The organism is Leifsonia sp. NPDC056665 (genome assembly GCF_042791795.1).
Lineage (GTDB): Bacteria > Actinomycetota > Actinomycetes > Actinomycetales > Microbacteriaceae > Leifsonia.
In genome coordinates this window covers 26,004-45,355 of sequence record NZ_JBHTXK010000010.1, presented here as the reverse complement: position 1 = coordinate 45,355, position 19,352 = coordinate 26,004, and the positions used below count along the sequence as shown (strand labels likewise).

The 19,352-nt window shown below is 71.5% G+C and carries 12 protein-coding genes; 4 read left to right on the top strand and 8 right to left on the bottom strand.

All coding sequences use genetic code 11. The annotated features are described in order from the left end of the window. Positions 1–49: 49 nt before the first annotated feature. From gatB to ACFQ9V_RS11265, 7 genes are all read right to left on the bottom strand, one after another. Positions 50–1,549 (bottom strand): Asp-tRNA(Asn)/Glu-tRNA(Gln) amidotransferase subunit GatB, encoded by a 1,500-nt coding sequence (gene gatB, locus ACFQ9V_RS11295; RefSeq protein WP_382459252.1) that lies wholly within the window; start codon positions 1,547–1,549, stop codon positions 50–52. Next, positions 1,549–3,096: an Asp-tRNA(Asn)/Glu-tRNA(Gln) amidotransferase subunit GatA gene (gene gatA, locus ACFQ9V_RS11290; protein WP_382459251.1), complete on the bottom strand. Its 1,548-nt coding sequence runs from the start codon at positions 3,094–3,096 to the stop codon at positions 1,549–1,551. Before gatA ends, gatB begins: the two co-directional genes overlap by 1 nt. A gap of 2 nt (positions 3,097–3,098) precedes the next feature. After that, complete coding sequence (gatC, locus tag ACFQ9V_RS11285) at positions 3,099–3,395, bottom strand: Asp-tRNA(Asn)/Glu-tRNA(Gln) amidotransferase subunit GatC (protein WP_382459250.1); 297 nt, start codon at positions 3,393–3,395, stop codon at positions 3,099–3,101. Between the two features lie 104 nt (positions 3,396–3,499). Beyond that, positions 3,500–4,813 (bottom strand): alpha/beta hydrolase, encoded by a 1,314-nt coding sequence (locus tag ACFQ9V_RS11280; RefSeq protein WP_382459249.1) that lies wholly within the window; start codon positions 4,811–4,813, stop codon positions 3,500–3,502. 154 nt (positions 4,814–4,967) lie between these two features. Further along, positions 4,968–7,214, bottom strand: a complete 2,247-nt coding sequence (ligA, locus tag ACFQ9V_RS11275; protein ID WP_382459248.1) for an NAD-dependent DNA ligase LigA — start codon at positions 7,212–7,214, stop codon at positions 4,968–4,970. Positions 7,215–7,388: 174 nt separating this feature from the next. After that, the gene (gene mnmA / locus ACFQ9V_RS11270; protein WP_382459247.1) at positions 7,389–8,489 is read right to left on the bottom strand and encodes a tRNA 2-thiouridine(34) synthase MnmA; all 1,101 of its coding nucleotides are present in this window, start codon (positions 8,487–8,489) and stop codon (positions 7,389–7,391) included. Positions 8,490–8,498: 9 nt separating this feature from the next. Further along, positions 8,499–9,713: a cysteine desulfurase family protein gene (locus ACFQ9V_RS11265; RefSeq protein ID WP_382459246.1), complete on the bottom strand. Its 1,215-nt coding sequence runs from the start codon at positions 9,711–9,713 to the stop codon at positions 8,499–8,501. A 47-nt stretch (positions 9,714–9,760) separates the two neighbouring features. Between ACFQ9V_RS11265 and glgX the strand changes: the two genes are divergently transcribed. Further along, positions 9,761–11,893, top strand: coding sequence for a glycogen debranching protein GlgX (gene glgX, locus ACFQ9V_RS11260; protein ID WP_382459245.1), 2,133 nt, complete (start codon positions 9,761–9,763; stop codon positions 11,891–11,893). Continuing rightward, a complete protein-coding gene (ybaK, locus tag ACFQ9V_RS11255) occupies positions 11,893–12,387 on the top strand; it encodes a Cys-tRNA(Pro) deacylase (RefSeq protein ID WP_382459244.1) in 495 nt (164 codons plus the stop codon). Before glgX ends, ybaK begins: the two co-directional genes overlap by 1 nt. 11 nt (positions 12,388–12,398) lie before the next feature. Here ybaK and glgP read toward each other — a convergent pair whose 3' ends face one another. Then, positions 12,399–14,966 (bottom strand): alpha-glucan family phosphorylase, encoded by a 2,568-nt coding sequence (gene glgP, locus ACFQ9V_RS11250; RefSeq protein ID WP_382459243.1) that lies wholly within the window; start codon positions 14,964–14,966, stop codon positions 12,399–12,401. 82 nt (positions 14,967–15,048) lie between these two features. Between glgP and ACFQ9V_RS11245 the strand changes: the two genes are divergently transcribed. Both ACFQ9V_RS11245 and glgB read left to right on the top strand, forming a co-directional pair. After that, entirely contained in the window at positions 15,049–17,145 is a 2,097-nt protein-coding gene (locus ACFQ9V_RS11245) for an alpha-1,4-glucan--maltose-1-phosphate maltosyltransferase (protein WP_382459242.1), read from the top strand. Further along, positions 17,142–19,349, top strand: coding sequence for a 1,4-alpha-glucan branching protein GlgB (gene glgB / locus ACFQ9V_RS11240; protein WP_382459241.1), 2,208 nt, complete (start codon positions 17,142–17,144; stop codon positions 19,347–19,349). Before ACFQ9V_RS11245 ends, glgB begins: the two co-directional genes overlap by 4 nt. The last annotated feature ends 3 nt before the right edge of the window (positions 19,350–19,352 follow it).

Below are 19,352 nucleotides of genomic sequence, written 5' to 3'. Positions count from 1 at the left end.
CCGTTCCCGTCCGCGGACGGCGGCGTGTTGCGACCCCTCGATCCGCGGCCTACTGCGAGGCGCGCTCCAGCACCAGCTCGCGGACGCGGGCGGCGTCCGCCTGGCCCTTCATCGCCTTCATGACGGCGCCGATGACCGCGCCGGCGGCCTGCACCTTGCCGTCGCGGATCTTCTCCAGCACGTCCGGCTGCGCTGCGAGCGCCTCGTCGATGGCCGCGATCAGCGCGCCGTCGTCGGAGACCACCGCGAGCCCGCGGGCGTCCACGACCTCCTGCGGAGCGCCCTCGCCCGCGACGACGCCCTCCAGCACCTGGCGGGCCAGGCGGTCGGTGAGGGTGCCCTCCTCGACCAGCGCGGCCAGCTCGGCGACGTGCTGCGGGCTCACCAGGGTGCCGGCCGGGACGCCCTGCGCGTTCGCGAGGCGGGCGATCTCGCCGGTCCACCACTTGCGCGCCGCTGCAGGGGTCGCGCCGGCGGCGATGGTCGCCTCCAGCTCGTCCAGCAGCTCGGCGTTGTCCACGTCCTGGAACTCCAGGGCGGTGAAGCCCCACTCGGCGGTCAGGCGCTTGCGGCGCGCGGCCGGCGGCTCCGGGAGCGTGCCGCGCAGCTCGTCGACCCACTCGCGGCTCGGCGCGACGGGCACCAGGTCGGGCTCGGGGAAGTACCGGTAGTCGTCGGCGTCCGACTTGGGACGGCCGGCGGAGGTGGTGCCGGTGTCCTCGTGCCAGTGCCTGGTCTCCTGCGTGATCGAGCCGCCCGCGTCGAGGATCGCCGCCTGGCGCTGGATCTCGTAGCGGACCGCGCGCTCGATCGAGCGCAGCGAGTTCACGTTCTTGGTCTCGGTGCGGGTGCCGAGCTGGCTCGAACCGCGGCGGCGGAGCGAGACGTTCGCGTCGCAGCGGACATTGCCCTCCTCCATGCGCGCGTTCGAGACGCCGAGCGCCTTCACCAGGTCGCGGATGGCGCGCACGTAGGTGCGGCCGACCTCCGGGGCGTCGCCCTCCGCGCCCTCGATCATCCTGGTGACGATCTCGACCAGCGGGACGCCGCCGCGGTTGAAGTCGACCAGCGAGTAGTCGGCGCCCTGGATGCGGCCGGTGGCGCCGCCGACGTGCGTCAGCTTGCCGGCGTCCTCCTCCATGTGCGCGCGCTCGATCTGGATGGTCAGCTCGCGGCCGCCCTCCAGCTCGATCGTGACCTCGCCGTCGTGCGCGATCGGCTCGTCGTACTGGGAGGTCTGGAAGTCCTTCGCCAGGTCGGGGTAGAAGTAGTTCTTCCGCGCGAACCGGCTCGACTCGGCGATGTCGCAGCCGAGCGCCAGGCCGAGGCGGATGCTCGACTCGATCGCCTTCTCGTTGACCTGCGGAAGGCCGCCGGGGAGGCCGAGGCAGGTCGGGCAGGTGTTCGTGTTCGCGCCGGAGCCGAACTCGTTCGCGCAGCCGCAGAACATCTTGGTCGCCGTGTTCAGCTCGACGTGCACCTCGAAGCCGAGCACCGGCTCGAACAGCTCGAGGGCCTTGTCGTAATCCATCAGTTCGGCCGTGGCCATCAGACCGCTCCCTCTTCGCTCGCGAACATCTCGGTGGCGCTCAGATCGGGCGCCTGGCTCAGCAGGCTGCCGCCCCACTGCTCCTCCAGGAGCCGCTCCAGGGCGGCGCCGATGGTGTAGAGCCTGGCGTCGGCACGGGCCGGCGTCATGAGCTGCATGCCGACGGGGAGGCCGTCCTCCGGCGCCAGCCCGATCGGGAGGCCCATGCCGGGCACGCCCGCGAGGTTCGCCGGGATGGTGGTGATGTCGTTGAGGTACATCGCCATCGGGTCGGCCAGCTTCTCGCCGAACTTGAACGCGGTGGTCGGCGCGCTCGGGCTGACCAGCACGTCCACCTTCTCGAACGCGACGGAGAAGTCGCGCTGGATGAGCGTGCGGACCTTCTGGGCCGACCCGTAGTAGGCGTCGTAGTAGCCGGCGCTCAGCGCGTAGGTGCCGAGGATGATGCGCCGCTTGACCTCGGTGCCGAAGCCGGCGTCGCGGGTCGCCGCCATCACGCGCTCGACGGTGACGGGGCCGTCCTCCGGGTTCACCCGCAGGCCGAAGCGCACCGAGTCGAAGCGGGCCAGGTTGCTGGACGCCTCGGCCGGGAGGATCAGGTAGTAGGCCGCGACCGCGTACTCGAAGCTCGGAGCCCCGACCTCCACGATCTCGGCGCCCGCGCCCTCCAGGAGCGCCAGCGCTTCCATGAAGCGCTGCTTGACGCCCGCCTGGAAGCCCTCGCCGTTCAGCTCGCGCACGACGCCGACGCGCACGCCCTTCAGGGCGCCGTCGCGCAGACCCGCCCGGGCGGCGTCGGCCATCGACGGCCAGGTGTCCGTGAGTGACGTGGAGTCGAACTTGTCGTGGCCTGCGATCACGTCGTGCAGGAGGCCGGCGTCCAGCACGCTGCGTGAGACCGGGCCGACCTGGTCGAGCGAGCTCGCCAGCGCGATGGCGCCGTAGCGGCTGACGCCGCCGTAGGTCGGCTTGACGCCCACCGAGCCGGTGACGGCGGCGGGCTGACGGATCGACCCTCCGGTGTCGGAGCCGAGCGCGAAGGGCGCCTCGAAGGCGGCGACGGCCGCGGCCGAACCGCCGCCGGAGCCGCCGGGGATGCGCTCCAGGTCCCACGGGTTGCGGGTGGGGCCGTACGCGGAGTGCTCGGTGGAGGAGCCCATCGCGAACTCGTCCATGTTGGTCTTGCCGAGCGGCACCAGGTCGGCCTCGCGCAGCTTGCGGACGACCGTGGCGTCGTAGGGCGGGATCCAGCCCTCGAGGATGCGCGACCCGGAGGTCGACGGCATGTCGTGGGTGGCGAGCACGTCCTTGATCGCGACGGGGACGCCGGCGAGCGGGCCGAGCGGGTCGCCCGCTGCCCGGCGGCCGTCGATCTCCGCGGCGGTGCGGACGGCATTCTCGCCCGCGACGTGCAGGAACGCGTGCACGTCGGCGTCGACCGACTCGATGCGGTCGAGGTGGGCGCGGGTGGCCTCCACGGAGGAGACCTCGCGCGCGGCGAGCAGGTCGGCGAGGGTCGCGGCGGAGAGCCTGGTCAGATCCGTCATGCTTACTCCTCGTCCAGGATGGTGGCGACCTTGAACCGGTCGCCCTCGCGTTCGGGGGCGCCGGAGAGCGCCTGCTCGACGGTCAGCGACGGGCGCACCTCGTCGGACCGGAACACGTTGGTGAGCGGCAGCGGGTGGCTGGTCGCGGGGACGTCGGGCCCGGCGACCTCCTGCACCTTGGCGACCGCCTCGACGATCTGGCCGAGCTCGCTGGTGAGGCTCTCGATCTCTTCCGGGCTGAGGTCGATCCTGGCGAGGCTCGCCAGGTGCGCGACCTGTTCTGCGCTGATTTCGGACATGCGTCTCCGTCGTGGTGTCTGAGTGGGCTGAGTCAATTCTAGGGTGACCGCGCCAGCCCGCGCCCGCCCAGGAAACTCCCGGCGGACGACCTCCTGACGCGTCGCTAGCTGAGGACGAGGTCGCCCTGGTCGATGCCGATCAGCGCGAGGTTGCGCATGCACTCGGTCCCTGCGCTGAAGTACTCGTTGTGGCCGCTCGACCCGGTGAGGCTCTTGTCGGTGATCGGGTCGGTACCGCCGTCGACCCCCATCTTCTTCGCGCCGTAGGAGGGCGCCCCCGGGTCGCTGCCGAAGAAGGCGCTGTTGACGATCGGGTCCATCGTCGCCTTGCCGACGTACACGTTGCCGTCGCGGACGCCGAGCTGGTGCACCGACTGGGCGTCGGACCCCGGCGACCCCATCAGGGCGAGCGCGTCCACGGTGACCGTGCCCTTCTCCAGCGCGAGCAGCGCGGCGGTCGACCCGTACGAGTGGGCGAGCACGCTCAGGTACGGCGGGTCCGCCTGGCGGAGCGACTTCAGGCCGATCAGCGTGCGCTCCAGGCTGTCGGCGCCCTGCTTGGCGAGGTCCATGCCGCCGATGTTGGTCAGCACGGGGGTCTGGTAGCCGATCCAGGCCACGACCGCGACGCCGGGCGCCGCGGTGTTCGACCGGGAGCCGAGGAAGCGCTTGAGGAAGCCGGTCTCCTGCGAGTAGAGGTCCTGGGCGACGCCGGCCCAGCTCTCCACCTGCTCCCCCACCGCCATGTACATGCCGGGCACGAGCACGCTCACGTAGCGCGCCGTGCGAAGGTCGCCGACGACGATCGCGGCTCTGGCGTCCGCCGACGTGTCGAGCGAGACCAGGGTCCGCTTGACGCCGTCCTTCTTCTTCAGCGCCGTCTCGACGTTGCCGAGCGTCGTGAGCTGGCGCTTGAGCGCGACACGCTCGGTCTTGCCGCGCTGGGTGCGAAGGTCCGACTTCGCGGAGGCGATGGTGCGGTCGAGGTCGAGCACGTTCGCCTTGCCGCGGATGTCGTACGGGACGCCCTCCAGGTTGCCGATCACGTGCGGCGCGAACTTCACGAGCTGGGCCTGGCGGGCCGGGTCGAGGAGCTTCCACAGCTGGCCGACGTCGCTCGCCGCCGGCGGGTTGGTCAACATCCGGTTCAGCTCGGAGGCGTGCGCGCCGAGGAACTCGGGCAGCGCGGCGGGGTCGACCGCGCGGATCGAGCCGAAGACGGCCGCGGCGGTCGCGCCGGAGACCCCCGCACCCGCCGGGCCGGAGCTGGCCGGCGCGTCGCCGACGGCCGCGGGAACAGGCTGCGCGAGCACCGAGACCTGCGCCGCCTGCGCGCTGTCGGCAGGCATGACGAAGGCCCCGGTCAGTCCTGTGACGACCGAGGTGACGATGGAAGCTGCTGCAAAGCCGACCAGCACTCCGTCCGGGTCCCTCCGAGAGCGAGCGAGCTAAGCCCTTGCGTGCACCGGGCGAGCGCACATCATGACTCTAGCCGCATCCGGGGGGTGGACGGATGGACGTTCTACCCCCGATTCAGGGGGATAACTTGTGGTCTGTCCACAAACTGACGGACTAGTTTTCGAGCCCGGACGGGCCCTTATCGACAAGGATCGCGAACTGGGCGGCGTCGATGACGCGCACCCCCAGTTCTTCCGCCTTGGCGAGCTTAGACCCCGCGCCCGGTCCCGCGGCGACGAAATCGGTCTTCTTGGACACACTGGAGGCCGCTTTCCCTCCGGCGGAGATGATCGCCTCCTGCGCCCCCTCGCGGGTGAAGCCCTCCAGGGAGCCCGTGGCGACGACGGTCAGGCCCGCGAGGACGCCGCCCGCGTCGGCCTGCGCGCCGGGTCCGGCGTGACCCGGCGTGGCGAACTGCACGCCGTCGGCTGCCCAGCGCTCGATGATCTCGCGGTGCCAGTCCACCTCGAACCAGGCGAGCACCGCGTCGGCGATGATGCCGCCGACGCCGTCGACCGCGGCGAGCTCCTCCCGGGAGGCGCCGCGGATGGCGTCGAGCGACCCGAAGTGGTCGGCCAGCGCGCGGGCGGCGACCGGGCCGACGTGCCGGATGTTGAGCGACACGAGGATGCGCCAGAGCGGCTTCGTGCGGGCGGCGGCGAGATTCGCGAGCAACTCCAGCGCGTTCTTGGAGGGGACGTACAACTCGTCGCCGTCGAACTCCGCGGCATCGGGGTGGAACGCTCCGTCCTTCTTCTGGCGACGACGGCGGAACGGTGTGTCCACCTTCTCCGCGCCGGAGTCGGTCAGCTTCGGCAGCCCCGTCTCGGAGTCGCGGACGACCACCTCGATCGGGAACAGCTCCCGCACGGTCAGCCCGAACAGCCCGGCCTCGGTCGGCAGCGGAGCCGTCTCCGGGAAGCGCGGCTGGGTGAGCGCCGCGGCCGCGACCTCCCCCAGCGCCTCGATGTCGAGCCCGCCGCGCGATCCGATGTGCTCCACGCGGCCGCGCACCTGCGCCGGGCAGAACTCGGAGTTGGGGCAGCGGAGGTCGATGTCGCCCTCCTTGGCCGGCGCGAGCTTCGTGCCGCACTCCGGGCAGTTCTCCGGCATCACGAAGGCGCGCTCGGTGCCGTCGCGCAGCTCGACCACCGGGCCGAGGACCTCCGGGATGACGTCGCCCGCCTTGCGCAGGACGACCGTGTCGCCGATGAGCACGCCCTTCGCCTTCACGACGTCCTGGTTGTGTAGCGTCGCCTGGCGCACCTCGGAGCCGGCGACGCGCACCTTCTCCATCACCGCGAACGGCGTCGCCCGGCCGGTGCGGCCGACGCTGACGACGATGTCGAGCAGCTTGGTGTTGACCTGCTCCGGCGGGTACTTGTAGGCGATCGCCCAGCGCGGCGCCCGGGAGGTCGCGCCCAGCTCGTCGTGCAGGGCGAGCTCGTCCACCTTGATGACGATGCCGTCGATCTCGTGCTCGACGCTGCCGCGGTGCTCGCCGAAGTAACGGATGAACTCGTCCACCTCGGCGACCGTGCCGAGGACGCGGTAGTGGCTGGAGGTCGGCAGGCCCCACGAGCCCAGCAGCTCGTAGACCTGCGACTGGGCGTCGACGGGCGGGTTCCGCCACGCGCCGATGCCGTGGACGAGCATGTGCAGGCGGCGCAGCCGGTCGCGCATGAGCGCGAGCTGGGCGGCGTTCTTGCCCTCCGCCTTCTGCCTCAGCGAGCCGCTGGCGGCGTTGCGGGCGTTCGCGAAGACGCGCTCGCCGGCCTCCTGCTGGTGGGCGTTCAGCTCGTCGAACTGGGCGACGGGGAAGAACACCTCGCCGCGCACCTCCACCACGGGCGGGAACGGGCCGTCGCCGGCCAGCCGCTGCGGGATGGCCGGGATCAGCCGGATGTTCTCGGTGACGTCCTCCCCCACGACGCCGTCGCCGCGGGTGGCCGCGGTGACGAGCACGCCGTTCTCGTAGCGGAGGTTGATCGCGAGGCCGTCGATCTTGAGCTCGCACAGGTAGTCGACCCGGCGGCCGGCGTCGCGCTCCACCTTGGCGGCCCACGCCTCGAACTCCTCCAGCGAGAACACATTGTCGAGGCTGAGCATCCGCTCGGCGTGCTGGACCGGCGCGAACAGCGTCGTCTGCGCGCGGCCGCCGACGGTCTGGGTGGGGCTGTCCTGGCTCTGCAGCTCGGGGTGCAGACGCTCCAGCTCCTCGAGGCGCCGCAGCATCCGGTCGTACTCCTCGTCGCTGACGAGCACGGTGTCGCGCTCGTAGTACGCGTCGCGCAGCTCGAGGATGCGGGTGGTCAGGTCCTGGGCCTCCGCGCGCGCGTGCGCGTCCTGCTCGTCAGTCACCCCGCAAGCATATTCACCCCCACCGACCCCCGCGGCGGTAACGGCGGAGCCCCGCCCCGACACGCCGCCCGAAAACAGCCAACGGAGGACATCCTGCCGCAGCAGCCCCCGATCTCCTCCGTTATCTGCCGACACGCGGTGCGGCGAGCCGGAACTCCTCCGTTGCCGACAGGGTCAGGCGGGGACGGCGGAGACGGTGCGGTCGATGGTGGTCTGGCCGAGGACGCGGGTGCCGACGTAGACGACGGCGGTCTGGCCGGGGGCGACGCCGTTGAGGGGCTCGTCGGGGCGGACGACGAGCTCGCCGTCGCGCACCTGGGCCACAGCGGGCACGGGGTCGGCGTGGACGCGGATCTGGACGTCGCACGCGAAGGCGGTCTCCGGCGCGACGGGAGCCTGCCCGGCCCAGGTGTAGCGCGAGCCCGCGATCTCGGCGATGTCGAGCGCCTCCTTCGGGCCGACGACCACCGTGTTGTCCTTCGGCCGCACCTCCAGCACGAAGCGCGGGCGGCCGTCCGGGGACGGGTAGCCGATGTTGAGGCCCTTGCGCTGGCCGACGGTGTACGCGTGCGCGCCCTCGTGTGCGCCGAGCCGGTTGCCCTCGCGGTCGAGGATGTCGCCCTCCGCAGCTCCTACGTGCTCGGCCAGCCAGCCGCGCGTGTCGCCGTCGGGGATGAAGCAGATGTCGTGCGAGTCCGGCTTGTTGGCGACGCTCAGGCCGCGGGCCGCAGCCTCCGCGCGCACCTCCGCCTTGGAGGGCGTCGCGCCGAGCGGGAACATCGCGTGCGCGAGCTGGTCGGCCGTGAGCACGCCGAGCACGTACGACTGGTCCTTGGCCCACGCGCTCGCGCGGTGCAGCTCGCGGTTGCCGTCGGCGTCGGTCAGGATGCTCGCGTAGTGGCCCGTGCACACGGCGTCGAAGCCGAGGTCGAGCGCCTTCTCCAGCAGGGCGGCGAACTTGATCCGCTCGTTGCAGCGCATGCACGGGTTGGGGGTGCGGCCGGCCGAGTACTCGGCGATGAAGTCGTCCACGACGTCGAGCTTGAACCGCTCGGAGAAGTCCCAGACGTAGTACGGGATGCCGATGATGTTCGCGGCGCGCTGGGCGTCCATCGAGTCCTCGATGGTGCAGCAGCCGCGGCTGCCGGTGCGCAGCGTGCCCGGCATCCGGCTGAGCGCGAGATGCACCCCGACGACGTCGTGCCCGGCCTCCACGGCGCGCGCGGCGGCCACGGCGGAATCGACGCCACCGCTCATCGCTGCCAGAACTCGCACCCGAGGAGTCTACGCCGTGGCGGCTGAGCGGCTCCCGGGCGTGCGCTCGGCCAGGCCGGCGCGCGCGGCCTGGGCGTAGGCGGACGGAAGCGCCGCGAGCAGCGCGTCCACGTCCGCCTCGGTGGAGGTGCGGCCGAGCGTGAAGCGCAGCGCGCTGCGCGCCTCCTGCTCGCTGCGCCCCATCGCGAGCAGCACGTGGGACGGCTCGGGGATGCCCGCCGTGCAGGCCGCGCCGGTGGAGACCGAGAGCCCGGCGAGGTCCAGCAGGAACAGCAGCGAGTCGCCCTGCGCGCCGGGGAAGACGAAGTGGGCGTTGGACGCGACGCGCTCGTCCGTCCCGTCGCGCGCAGGCTCCGGCCCGCTCAGCACCGCCGAGGGCACGGCCTCCCGCACCCCGCGGATCAGCCGGTCGCGCAGTCCGGCGAGCCTGCGGGCCTCGTCGACGCGCTCGGCCTCCGCGGCGAGCGCCGCCGCCGCGAACGCGACGGCCGCCGCGACGTCCTGCGTCCCAGAGCGCACCTGGCGCTGCTGTCCGCCGCCGTGGATGAGCGGAACCACCGCAGAGCGCCGCCCGAGGACGAGCGCGCCGATCCCGACCGGTCCCCCGATCTTGTGTGCGGAGACGCTGAGGGCGTCAACGCCCAGGTCGGCGAAGGAGACCGGCAGGTGGCCGTACGCCGCGACCGCGTCCACGTGGACGGGAACCCCGGCGTCGCGCGCGAGTGCGGCCAGCTCTGCGACCGGCTGGATCGTCCCCACCTCGTTGTTCACGGCGAGGAAGGTCAGCAGCGCGACATCGGACGACGGCACCAGCGCAGACGCGACGACGCCAGGCAGGATGCGCCCCTCCGGGTCGAGCGGCAGCCACTGCGCGCGCGCCCCCTCCGCGCCCTCCAGCCACTCCACCGCGTCGACCGTCGCATGGTGCTCCCCACCCGGAGCCAGGATGCGCGGACGCGCCGCGCCGGCGTTGCGGGCCCAGTACAGCCCCTTGATCGCGAGGTTGATCGCCTCCGTGCCGCCCGAGGTGAAGACGACTTCGATCGGGTCGCAGCCGAGCGTCGACGCGACCGCTTCGCGGGCCTCCTCCAGCATCCGCTTGGCCTGCTGGCCCTGGCTGTGGATGCTCGACGGGTTGCCGACGAGCCCCAGCGCGTCCGTGAAGGCGGCGATCGCCTCCGGACGCATCGGGGTGGTGGCTGCGTGGTCGAGGTAGACGGGCACCGAGGCCTCCTCAGGGTGCGGCGCGGTGTGGTCCTACTCTAGAACGCATGACGTCCCCCGATCCTCTGCGCAACCTGGGTGTACGCATCGGTCCGCACGGCGGTGAGCTTCGGGTGTACTCCGAGCACGCCGACGCGATGGAGCTGCTGCTGTTCCACCGCGACGACCCGGACTGGCGGACCAAGACCGTGACGATGGTCAAGGACGCGAACAACGTCTGGATGGGCCGCTCCCGCAGTCTCCAGGTCGGCAGCCTGTACGCGATCAACGTCTCCGGGCCGTCCGGACCGCAGAACATGTTCAACCCGGAGACCCTGCTGCTGGACCCGTACGCGAAGGGCCTGACCCGGGTCGGCCCGGAGGAGTGGCGCTCGACGGTGGTCGCCGACGGCTTCGACTGGGGCGACTCCCGCAAGCCGGGCACGCCGTTGGATCACACCGTCGTGTACGAGGCGCACGTGCGCGGCATCAGCCATCAGAACCCGGACGTGCCGGAGGAGCTGCGCGGCACGTACGCCGGCCTCGCCCACGAGTCCACGATCGGCTACCTCAAGGACCTCGGCGTCACCGCAGTGGAGCTGCTCCCGGTGCACGCGTTCACCTCCGAGCAGCGCCTCATCCGCGAGGGCCTGACGAACTACTGGGGCTATAACACCCTGAACTTCTTCAGCCCGCACGCCCCCTACGCCACCCGCGCCGCCCAGGCCGAGGGTCCGGAGGCCGTGCTGGTGGAGTTCAAGGGGATGGTGAAGCTGCTCCACGAGGCGGGCATCGAGGTGATTCTCGACGTGGTCTACAACCACACCGCCGAGGAGGGCATCGGCGGACCGCGCACCAGCCTGCGCGGCATCGACAACGCCACCTACTACCGGCAGGACGCGAACGGCGTCTACATCGACGTCACCGGCTGCGGCAACACGGTGGACTTCGGCCACGTCGTCCCGCAGCGCCTGGTGCTCGACTCGCTGCGCTACTGGGCGCGGGAGGTGCAGATCGACGGGTTCCGGTTCGACCTGGCCGTCACCCTGGGCCGCGGGGAGGACGCCTCCTACAGCCGCGACCACCCGCTCATCAACGACATGCTGAGCGACCCTGCGCTCGCCGACGTCAAGCTCATCGCCGAGCCGTGGGATGTCGGCATCGGCGGCTGGCAGACCGGCAACTTCCCGGGCGGCCCGGACCGTAAGGACGGCACTGGCACCGACGGCACCTGCGGCAGGGACGGCTGGTCCGAATGGAACGACCGCTACCGCGACCGCGTCCGCAACTTCTGGCTGGCCGACATCGCCGAGGCGCGGCGCAACGGCCAGGCCCCGATCGGCATCGGCGGCTTCGCGACCCGGCTCGCCGGGTCCTCCAACACGTTCTCGCCCGAGCGCGGCCCGCTGGCCTCCATCAACTTCGTGACCGCCCACGACGGCTTCACGATGGCCGACCTCACCGCGTACAACGTCAAGCACAACCTCGGCAACGGGGAGGACAACCGCGACGGCACCGACAACAACCGCTCGTTCAACCACGGCGCGGAGGGTCCGACCCTGGACGAGCACGTGCTGCTCGACCGCCACAAGGCGATGCGCAACCTGATGGGCACCCTGCTGCTCTCCGCCGGCGTGCCGATGATCACGGCCGGCGACGAGTTCGGCCGCAGCCAGCGCGGCAACAACAACGCCTACTGCCAGGACAGCGAGCTCACCTGGATGAGCTGGCTGCGCACCAGGGAGCAGCGGGAGATGCTCGACACCACCCGCCGCCTGCTGGAGCTGCGCCGCGAGAACCCGGCGCTGCGCCCGAGCCGGTTCGCCGTCTACGGCCAGACCACCCCGAACGCCAGCCACATGGACTGGTTCGACGCCACCGGGGCGCTCATGGACGACGAGGACTGGAACTCCCCGGAGAACCGCACCCTGCAGTACCTGGCGGCCTCCACGCCCGACAAGGAGGAGTTCAACCGCGTGCTCCTCATCGTGCACGGCGTGGAGGACGACGTGGAGGTCTCCCTCCCCGTCGCGCCGGGCGTGGAGTCGTACCAGCTCCTCTGGGACAGCGCGACCGAGGTGCCGATCCTGGAGGACGGCGTCGAGGTCGCGCCGGGCAGCAAACGCCTGGTGGGCGGCACCTCGATGCAGCTATACCGGGCGAACGGGCCGCGCGTCGAGACGCCGGTGGGGACGGCCTGATGGCGAAGCGGCCGGCCTCGGCGGGCACGCCCGCCACGGTCGCGCTGGGAGCCGCGGCCATCCCGTTCACGGTGCACGCCTACGAGCACGACCCGGCGGCGCCGTCGTACGGCCTGGAGGCCGCCGACGCGCTGGGCGTGGAGCCGGACCGGGTGTTCAAGACCCTGCTGGCCGACACCGAGCTCGGGCTCGTGGTCGGCGTCGTGCCGGTGACCGGGATGCTCGACCTCAAAGCGCTGGCCGCGGCGGTCGGCGCGAAGCGCGCGGTGATGGCCGACCCCGCCGTCGCCGAGCGGCGGACGGGCTACGTCGTCGGCGGCATCTCCCCCATCGGCCAGAAGACCCGGCACGTCACGGTCGTGGACGAGACCGCGCAGCTCTTCGACACGGTGTACGTCTCGGGAGGCCGCCGCGGCCTCGACCTCGAGCTCGCGCCCGACGCACTCGTCGCGGCCACGTCCGCCACCTACGCGCCCATCGCCCGAACGAACTGACAGGAAGGTCGTCAGGCTGCGGCGACGAGGCCGAGTTCGGCGGAGGACAGCAGGAGGTCGTTGACGGGGACGACGCGGACGGTGTAGCCGAACGAGCCCGCCCAGGTGAGGGTCACGCCGCCGGAGAACTCGTGCGCGACCGACGGGTCGGCGCCGGGGATGGCGTGGTCGAGCGTCAGGCGCTCGTAGTGCACGCCGGTCAGGTCGTCGCCGTCGTAGCTGCGGCCGTAGACGAGCTGCACCTCCACGTCCTCCGGGCGCAGGCCGTTCAGGTGCACGAGGGCGCGCACGCGGAGCTGGTCGCCCACCTGCGGCACGGCGTCGAGGCCGCCCGCGTCGATGTGCGCAACGTTCACGCCGGGCCACGCGGAACGCACCTGCTCCTTCCAGGCGGCGAGCTCGCGCGCGTCCCGGTAGTCGTCGGCGCTCAGCCGCTTCTCGTTGGCGGCGGCCGGAATGTAGAGCCGCTCCACGTACTCGCGCACCATCCGCTCGGCGCTCAGCGGGGAGGACAGCGTCGCGAGCGTGTGCCGGATCTGGCCGACCCAGGTTTCCGGCACGCCGTCGCCGTCGCGGTCGTAGAACCGCGGCGCGATCAGGTGCTCGATCAGGTCGTACATCGCCTCGGCCTCCAGCGCGTCGCGCTCGGCGCCGTCCCCCGCGGCGTCGGCGGACGGGATCGCCCAGCCGTTCTCGCCGTCGTAGAACTCGTTCCACCAGCCGTCCAGGATGGACAGGTTGAGCCCGCCGTTCAGCGCCGCCTTCATGCCGGAGGTGCCGCAGGCCTCCAGCGGCCGCAGCGGGTTGTTCAGCCAGACGTCGGTGCCCGGGTAGAGCAGCTGCGCCATCCCGATGTCGTAGTCCGGCAGGAACACCATCCGCGAACGGATCTCCGGCTCGGAGGCGAACTGCACCAGCTTCTGGATGAGGCGCTTGCCCTCGTCGTCGGCCGGGTGCGACTTGCCCGCGATCACGAACTGCACCGGTCGCTCCGGGTGCAGCAGGATGTTCCTCAGCCGCTCCGGGTCGTGCAGCATCAGGGTGAGCCGCTTGTAGGTCGGCACGCGCCGGGCGAAGCCGATGGTGAGGACGTTCGGGTCGAGGAGGTCGTTGATCCAGACCGGCGCGATCCCGCCGGGGTTCTGCGTCTCCCAGGCCGCGGCGACGCGGTGCCTGGCGTCCTTGACGAGCTGCTCGCGCATCCGGGTCCGCACGCTCCACAGGTCGAGGTCGCTCACGGCGCCGCGGTTCGCCCAGTCGGCGTGCGTGGTGTCGTCGGTGCCGAGCCGCTCCATCGCGAGGGAGCGCAGCATCGGGTCGGTCCAGGTCGGCGCGTGGACGCCGTTGGTCACCGAGTCGATCGGCACCTCCGGGCTGTCGAACCCGGGGAACAGGCCGCCGAACATCTGCCGGCTGACCTCGCCGTGCAGGCGGGAGACGCCGTTGGCGTGCTGGCCGAGGCGGAGGCCCATGACCGCCATGTTGAACACGGCGTCGGAGCCGCCCGGGTAGTCCTCCGCGCCGAGCGCGAGCACCTGGGCCGGCTCGACGCCCGGGAGCAGCACCGTGGAGAAGTAGCGCTCGACCAGCGGCCGGTCGAACCGGTCGATGCCGGCGGGGACGGGCGTGTGCGTGGTGAAGACCGTGCCGGCGCGCACCACCTGGAGGGCCTGGTCGAACGTCAGCCCCTCGCCGATCAGGTCGGAGATCCGCTCCAGGCCGAGGAAGCCGGCGTGCCCCTCGTTGGTGTGGAACACCTCCGCAGCAGGCGCACCGGTGAGCTCGGTCCACGCCTTGACGGCGCGCACGCCGCCGATGCCGAGCAGCAGTTCCTGCAGCAGCCGGTGCTCGCCGCCGCCGCCGTAGAGCCGGTCGGTGACCGAGCGCAGGCTCTCGTCGTTCTCGGGGATGTCGGTGTCCAGCAGCAGGAGGGTCACCCGGCCGACCGCCGCCTGCCAGACCCTGGCGCGCAGTTCGCCGGCGGGCAGGGCGAGCGTGATCTGCACCGGCGCCCCGTCCGGGTCGCGCAGGACGCTCAGCGGGAGCCCGTCCGGGTCGAGCGCCGGATAGCTCTCGACCTGCCAGCCGTCCGGCGTGATCGCCTGCGCGAAGTAGCCGGAGCGGTAGAACAGCCCGACCGCGACCAGCGGAGCGCCGAGGTCGCTCGCGGCTTTGAGGTGGTCGCCGGCGAGGATGCCGAGGCCGCCGGAGTACTGCGGCAGCGTGGAGGCGATGCCGAACTCGGGCGAGAAGTAGGCGATGGACGCCGGCGCCGAGTCGTCGAGCGACTGGTACCAGCGCGGGTCGTGGATGTAGGCGCGCAGTTCGTCGCGCACGTGGTTCGCCCAGTCGACGTAGCCGGGGTCGGCGGCGAGCTCGGCCAGCCTGGCCGGATCGACGGACCCGAGCAGCGCGATCGGATCGTGCTCGACCTCCTGCCAGATCTCCGGTGAGATGCGGGCGAACAGCTCCTTGGTCGGCTCGTGCCAGGACCAGCGGAGGTTGCCGGCGATCTCCTCCAGAGCGGAGAGGGTCTCGGGGAGGACTGCGCGGACGGTGAATCTACGGATGGCCTTCACTCGCACGAGCATAGACGGGCCTTGTGACCGGAGTGTTAATGAGGGCTCATGACGAAACTGCGAATGAGTGTACGGTCGGCATGTGGCAAAGAGCGCAGCGACCAAATCATCAGCCGCCGCAGCACCGGAGGCGCCGGCAGCCGTCGAGCCGGAACCCGTCCAGACGGCACCCGAGTACGAGCCCCTCCTCCCCCGGCTCCCGATCCTGGGGCTCTCGCCCCAGGTGGACGAGGGCCACTGGGCCGCCTCCGCGTTCAGCGGCGAGGTCGTCCCGTTCCGGGCCACCGCCTTCCGCGAGGGGCACGACCGGATCGGCGTCGACCTGATCCTGCTCGACCCGTCGGGCAACCAGGTCGAGCACCACATGCGGCCGCTCGCCCCCGGCACCGACCGCTGGGGCGTGGAGGTCCAGCTCGAGGAGGAGGGCCTCTGGCGGTACCGCGTCCAGGCCTACGCCGACGAGTACGCGACCTGGCGGCACAATGCCGAGGTGAAGGTGCCGGCCGGCGTCGACGTCGAGCTGATGCTGACCACCGGGCGCGAGCTGCTTGAGGAGGCCGCGACCGACAAGCGCCGCAGCACTGCGGAACGCCGCCACCTGTCCGAGGCTGCCCGGGTCGTCGGCGACGCCGAGCGCGGCGTGGAGGAGCGCTTCCAGGCGGCGGTCGACGACCGCATCCGCCGCATCCTCACCGAGCGGCCCGTGGTCGCCCTGCCGTCGCTCTCGCCGACACGCGCCATCCTGGTGGAGCGCACCCGCGCGGGTGTCGGGAGCTGGTACGAGTTCTTCCCCCGGTCGGAGGGCGCCAAGCGCGCCGCCGACGGAAGCTGGCAGTCCGGCACGTTCCGCACCGCGGCCAAGCGCCTCCCCGAGGTCGCGGCGATGGGCTTCGACGTGGTCTACCTGCCGCCCATCCACCCGATCGGCCGCACCTTCCGCAAGGGGCCGAACAACTCGCTCGACGCCGGCCCCAACGACCCCGGCTCGCCCTGGGCCATCGGCGGTCCGGACGGCGGCCACGACGCCATCCACCCGGACCTCGGCACCGAGAAGGACTTCGTCTTCTTCCTCGGCAAGGCGAAGCAGGCCGGACTGGAGATCGCCCTCGACCTCGCCCTGCAGGCCTCCCCCGACCATCCCTGGGTCACGACGCACCCGGAGTGGTTCACCACGCTCCCGGACGGGACGATCGCGTACGCGGAGAACCCGCCGAAGAAGTACCAGGACATCTACCCGATCAACTTCGACAACGACTACGACGGACTCCGCTTCGAGGTGCTGCGGATCGTGCGGTACTGGATGTCGCTCGGCGTGCGGATCTTCCGCGTCGACAACCCGCACACCAAGCCGCTGCACTTCTGGGAGTGGCTCATCCACACCGTCAACGAGACCGACCCCGACGTGGTGTTCCTGGCCGAGGCGTTCACCCGGCCCGCGCTGCTGCACACGCTCGCCAAGGCCGGGTTCCAGCAGTCGTACACCTACTTCACCTGGCGCAACACCAAGGAGGAGCTGGAGGAGTTCCTGACCGGGCTCGCGACGGAGACGGCCGACTTCCTGCGGCCGAACCTGTTCGTGAACACCCCGGACATCCTCACCGAGTACCTCCAGTTCGGCGGTCCGGCCGCCTTCAAGATCCGGGCGGCGCTCGCGGCGACCGCGGCGCCGACCTGGGGCGTCTACTCCGGCTTCGAGCTGTACGAGAACGTCGCCCGGCCGGGAGCCGAGGAGTACATCGACAACGAGAAGTACGAGTACCGGCCGCGGGACTACGCGCGGGCCGTCGCGCTCGGCCGCTCGCTCGCGCCGTACCTCACCATGCTCAACCGCGCGCGCAGCGAGCACCCGGCGCTGCGCCAGCTCCGCAACCTGCAGGTGCACCGCAGCGAGGACGAGTCGATCCTCGTGTATTCGAAGTACCTGGCCGGCCAGTTCACCCGCAGCGGCAAGCCCGACGCGGTGCTCGTCGTCGCCAACGTCGACCCGCACTCGGTGCGCGAGACGATGATCCACCTCGACGTCACGGCGCTCGGCATCGAGCCCGGCGCGCAGTTCGAGGTGCGCGACCTGGTCACCGGCCAGCGCTGGACCTGGGGCTCGGACGCCTACGTGCGCCTCGACGCGTTCACCGAGCCCGTGCACATCCTGACCGTCAAGCCGTTGGAGGCCGCACGATGACCCCGATCCCCGAGGGCGCCGCCGCCGTCGACCTGCCCGCCCTGGACGACGACGTGCTGCGCGCCGTCGCCACCGGCAGCTACCACGACCCGCACTCCGTGCTCGGTCAGCATCAGGTCGCCGCGCCCGGCGTCGAGGACCCGATCACGGTCATCCGCGCGCTGCGCCCGCTCGCCGAGGCGGTCTTCGCCATCCTGCCGACCGGCGCGCACATCGAGCTCGCGCACCTCGGCCACGGCATCTGGCAGGGCGTCGACATCGTCGGTCCAGGCGCCTACGAGCTGGAGGCGCGCTACGACGGCGGCAGCACCTGGACCACCGACGACCCGTACCGGTTCCTGCCGACGATCGGCGAGCTCGACCTCCACCTGATCCGGGAGGGCAGGCACGAGCAGCTCTGGACGGCACTCGGCGCGCACGTCCGCGACCTCGGCGGCGTCACCGGCACCTCCTTCACGGTCTGGGCGCCGCACGCCCGCGCCGTGCGTGTCGTCGGCGACTTCAACGGCTGGGACGGCACCCTGCACGCGATGCGCAACATGGGCGCGTCCGGCGTGTGGGAGCTGTTCGTGCCGGGGCTCGGCGAGGGCTCCATCTACAAGTTCGACCTGCGCGGCTCCAACGGCGAGTGGGTCCGCAAGATCGACCCGATGGCGCAGTTCGCGGAGATCCCGCCCAACACGGCGTCGGTGGTCACGGTCAGCCGGCACGAGTGGGCGGACGGCGAGTGGATGACCCGCCGCGCCGCCACCGACCCGCACGCCGGGCCGATGAGCGTCTACGAGCTGCACTTCGGGAGCTGGCGGCCCGGCCTCGGCTACCGGGAGGCCGCCGACCAGCTCATCGACTACGTGGGCGGGCTGGGCTACACCCACGTCGAGTTCCTGCCGCTCGCCGAGCACCCGTTCGGCGGCTCGTGGGGCTACCAGGTGACCGGGTACTACGCCGCGACCAGCCGGTTCGGCTCGCCGGACGACCTCAAGTATCTGATCGACCGCCTGCACCAGGCCGGCATCGGCGTCATCCTCGACTGGGTGCCGGGCCACTTCCCCAAGGACGACTGGGCGCTCGCCCGCTTCGACGGCCAGGCGCTCTACGAGCACTCCGACCCGCGCCGCGGCGAGCACAAGGACTGGGGCACCTACATCTTCGACTACGGCAACTCGCAGGTGCGCAACTTCCTGGTCGCGAACGCGCTGTTCTGGCTGGAGGAGTTCCACATCGACGGGCTCCGGGTCGACGCCGTGGCCTCGATGCTCTACCTCGACTACTCGCGCAACGAGGGCGAGTGGGAGCCGAACATCCACGGCGGCCGCGAGAACCTGGAGGCGATCGGCTTCCTGCAGGAGGTCACGGCGACCTCCTACAAGCGCAACCCCGGCACGGTGCTGATCGCCGAGGAGTCCACGAGCTACGCCGGCGTGACAGCGCCGACCTCCTCGGGCGGCCTCGGCTTCGGGCTCAAGTGGAACATGGGCTGGATGCACGACGCGCTCCAGTACATCCAGGAGAACCCGATGTGGCGCAGCTACCACCACAGCGAGATCACGTTCTCCTTCGTCTACGCCTGGAGCGAGAACTTCCTGCTGCCGATCAGCCACGACGAGGTCGTGCACGGCAAGGGCTCGCTGATCGGCAAGATGCCGGGCGACCACTGGCAGCAGCTCGCGAACGTGCGCGTGTTCCTGTCGTTCATGTGGGCGCACCCGGGCAAGCAGCTGCTGTTCATGGGGCAGGAGTTCGGGCAGTACTCCGAGTGGAGCGAGGAGCGCGGCCTCGACTGGTGGATGCTCGACCAGCCGAGCCACCGCGGGCTCTGGAACCTCGTCGCGCAGCTCAACGCCGTCTACCGCGACAACCCGCAGCTCTGGGCGCTCGACAACGACCCGGGCGGCTTCGAGTGGCTGGACGGCTCCGACGCGGCGGGCAACGTCCTCGCGTTCCTGCGCAAGGACCGCGACGGCTCGCCGATCGCGGTGCTGCTGAACTTCTCCGGAGCGCCGCACGCCGACTACCGGGTCGGGCTGCCGTTCGCCGGCGAGTGGGAGGAGCTCCTCAACACGGACGCCGAGGACTTCGGCGGCTCCGGCGTCGGCAACTTCGGCGGAGTCACCGCGCACGACGAGCCGTGGATGGGCCGCCCGGCCTCCGCGGTGCTCACGCTGCCGCCGCTGGGAGCGCTGTACCTGCGGCCGCGCCGCTGAGAG

Bases quoted from the DNA above. Each gene is read 5' to 3' on its own strand.
- gatB (WP_382459252.1), bottom strand. From the start codon at position 1,549: ATGGCCACGGCCGAACTGATGGATTACGACAAGGCCCTCGAGCTGTTC.
- gatA (WP_382459251.1), bottom strand. From the start codon at position 3,096: ATGACGGATCTGACCAGGCTCTCCGCCGCGACCCTCGCCGACCTGCTC.
- gatC (WP_382459250.1), bottom strand. From the start codon at position 3,395: ATGTCCGAAATCAGCGCAGAACAGGTCGCGCACCTGGCGAGCCTCGCC.
- glgX (WP_382459245.1), top strand. From the start codon at position 9,761: ATGACGTCCCCCGATCCTCTGCGCAACCTGGGTGTACGCATCGGTCCG.
- ybaK (WP_382459244.1), top strand. From the start codon at position 11,893: ATGGCGAAGCGGCCGGCCTCGGCGGGCACGCCCGCCACGGTCGCGCTG.
- glgB (WP_382459241.1), top strand. From the start codon at position 17,142: ATGACCCCGATCCCCGAGGGCGCCGCCGCCGTCGACCTGCCCGCCCTG.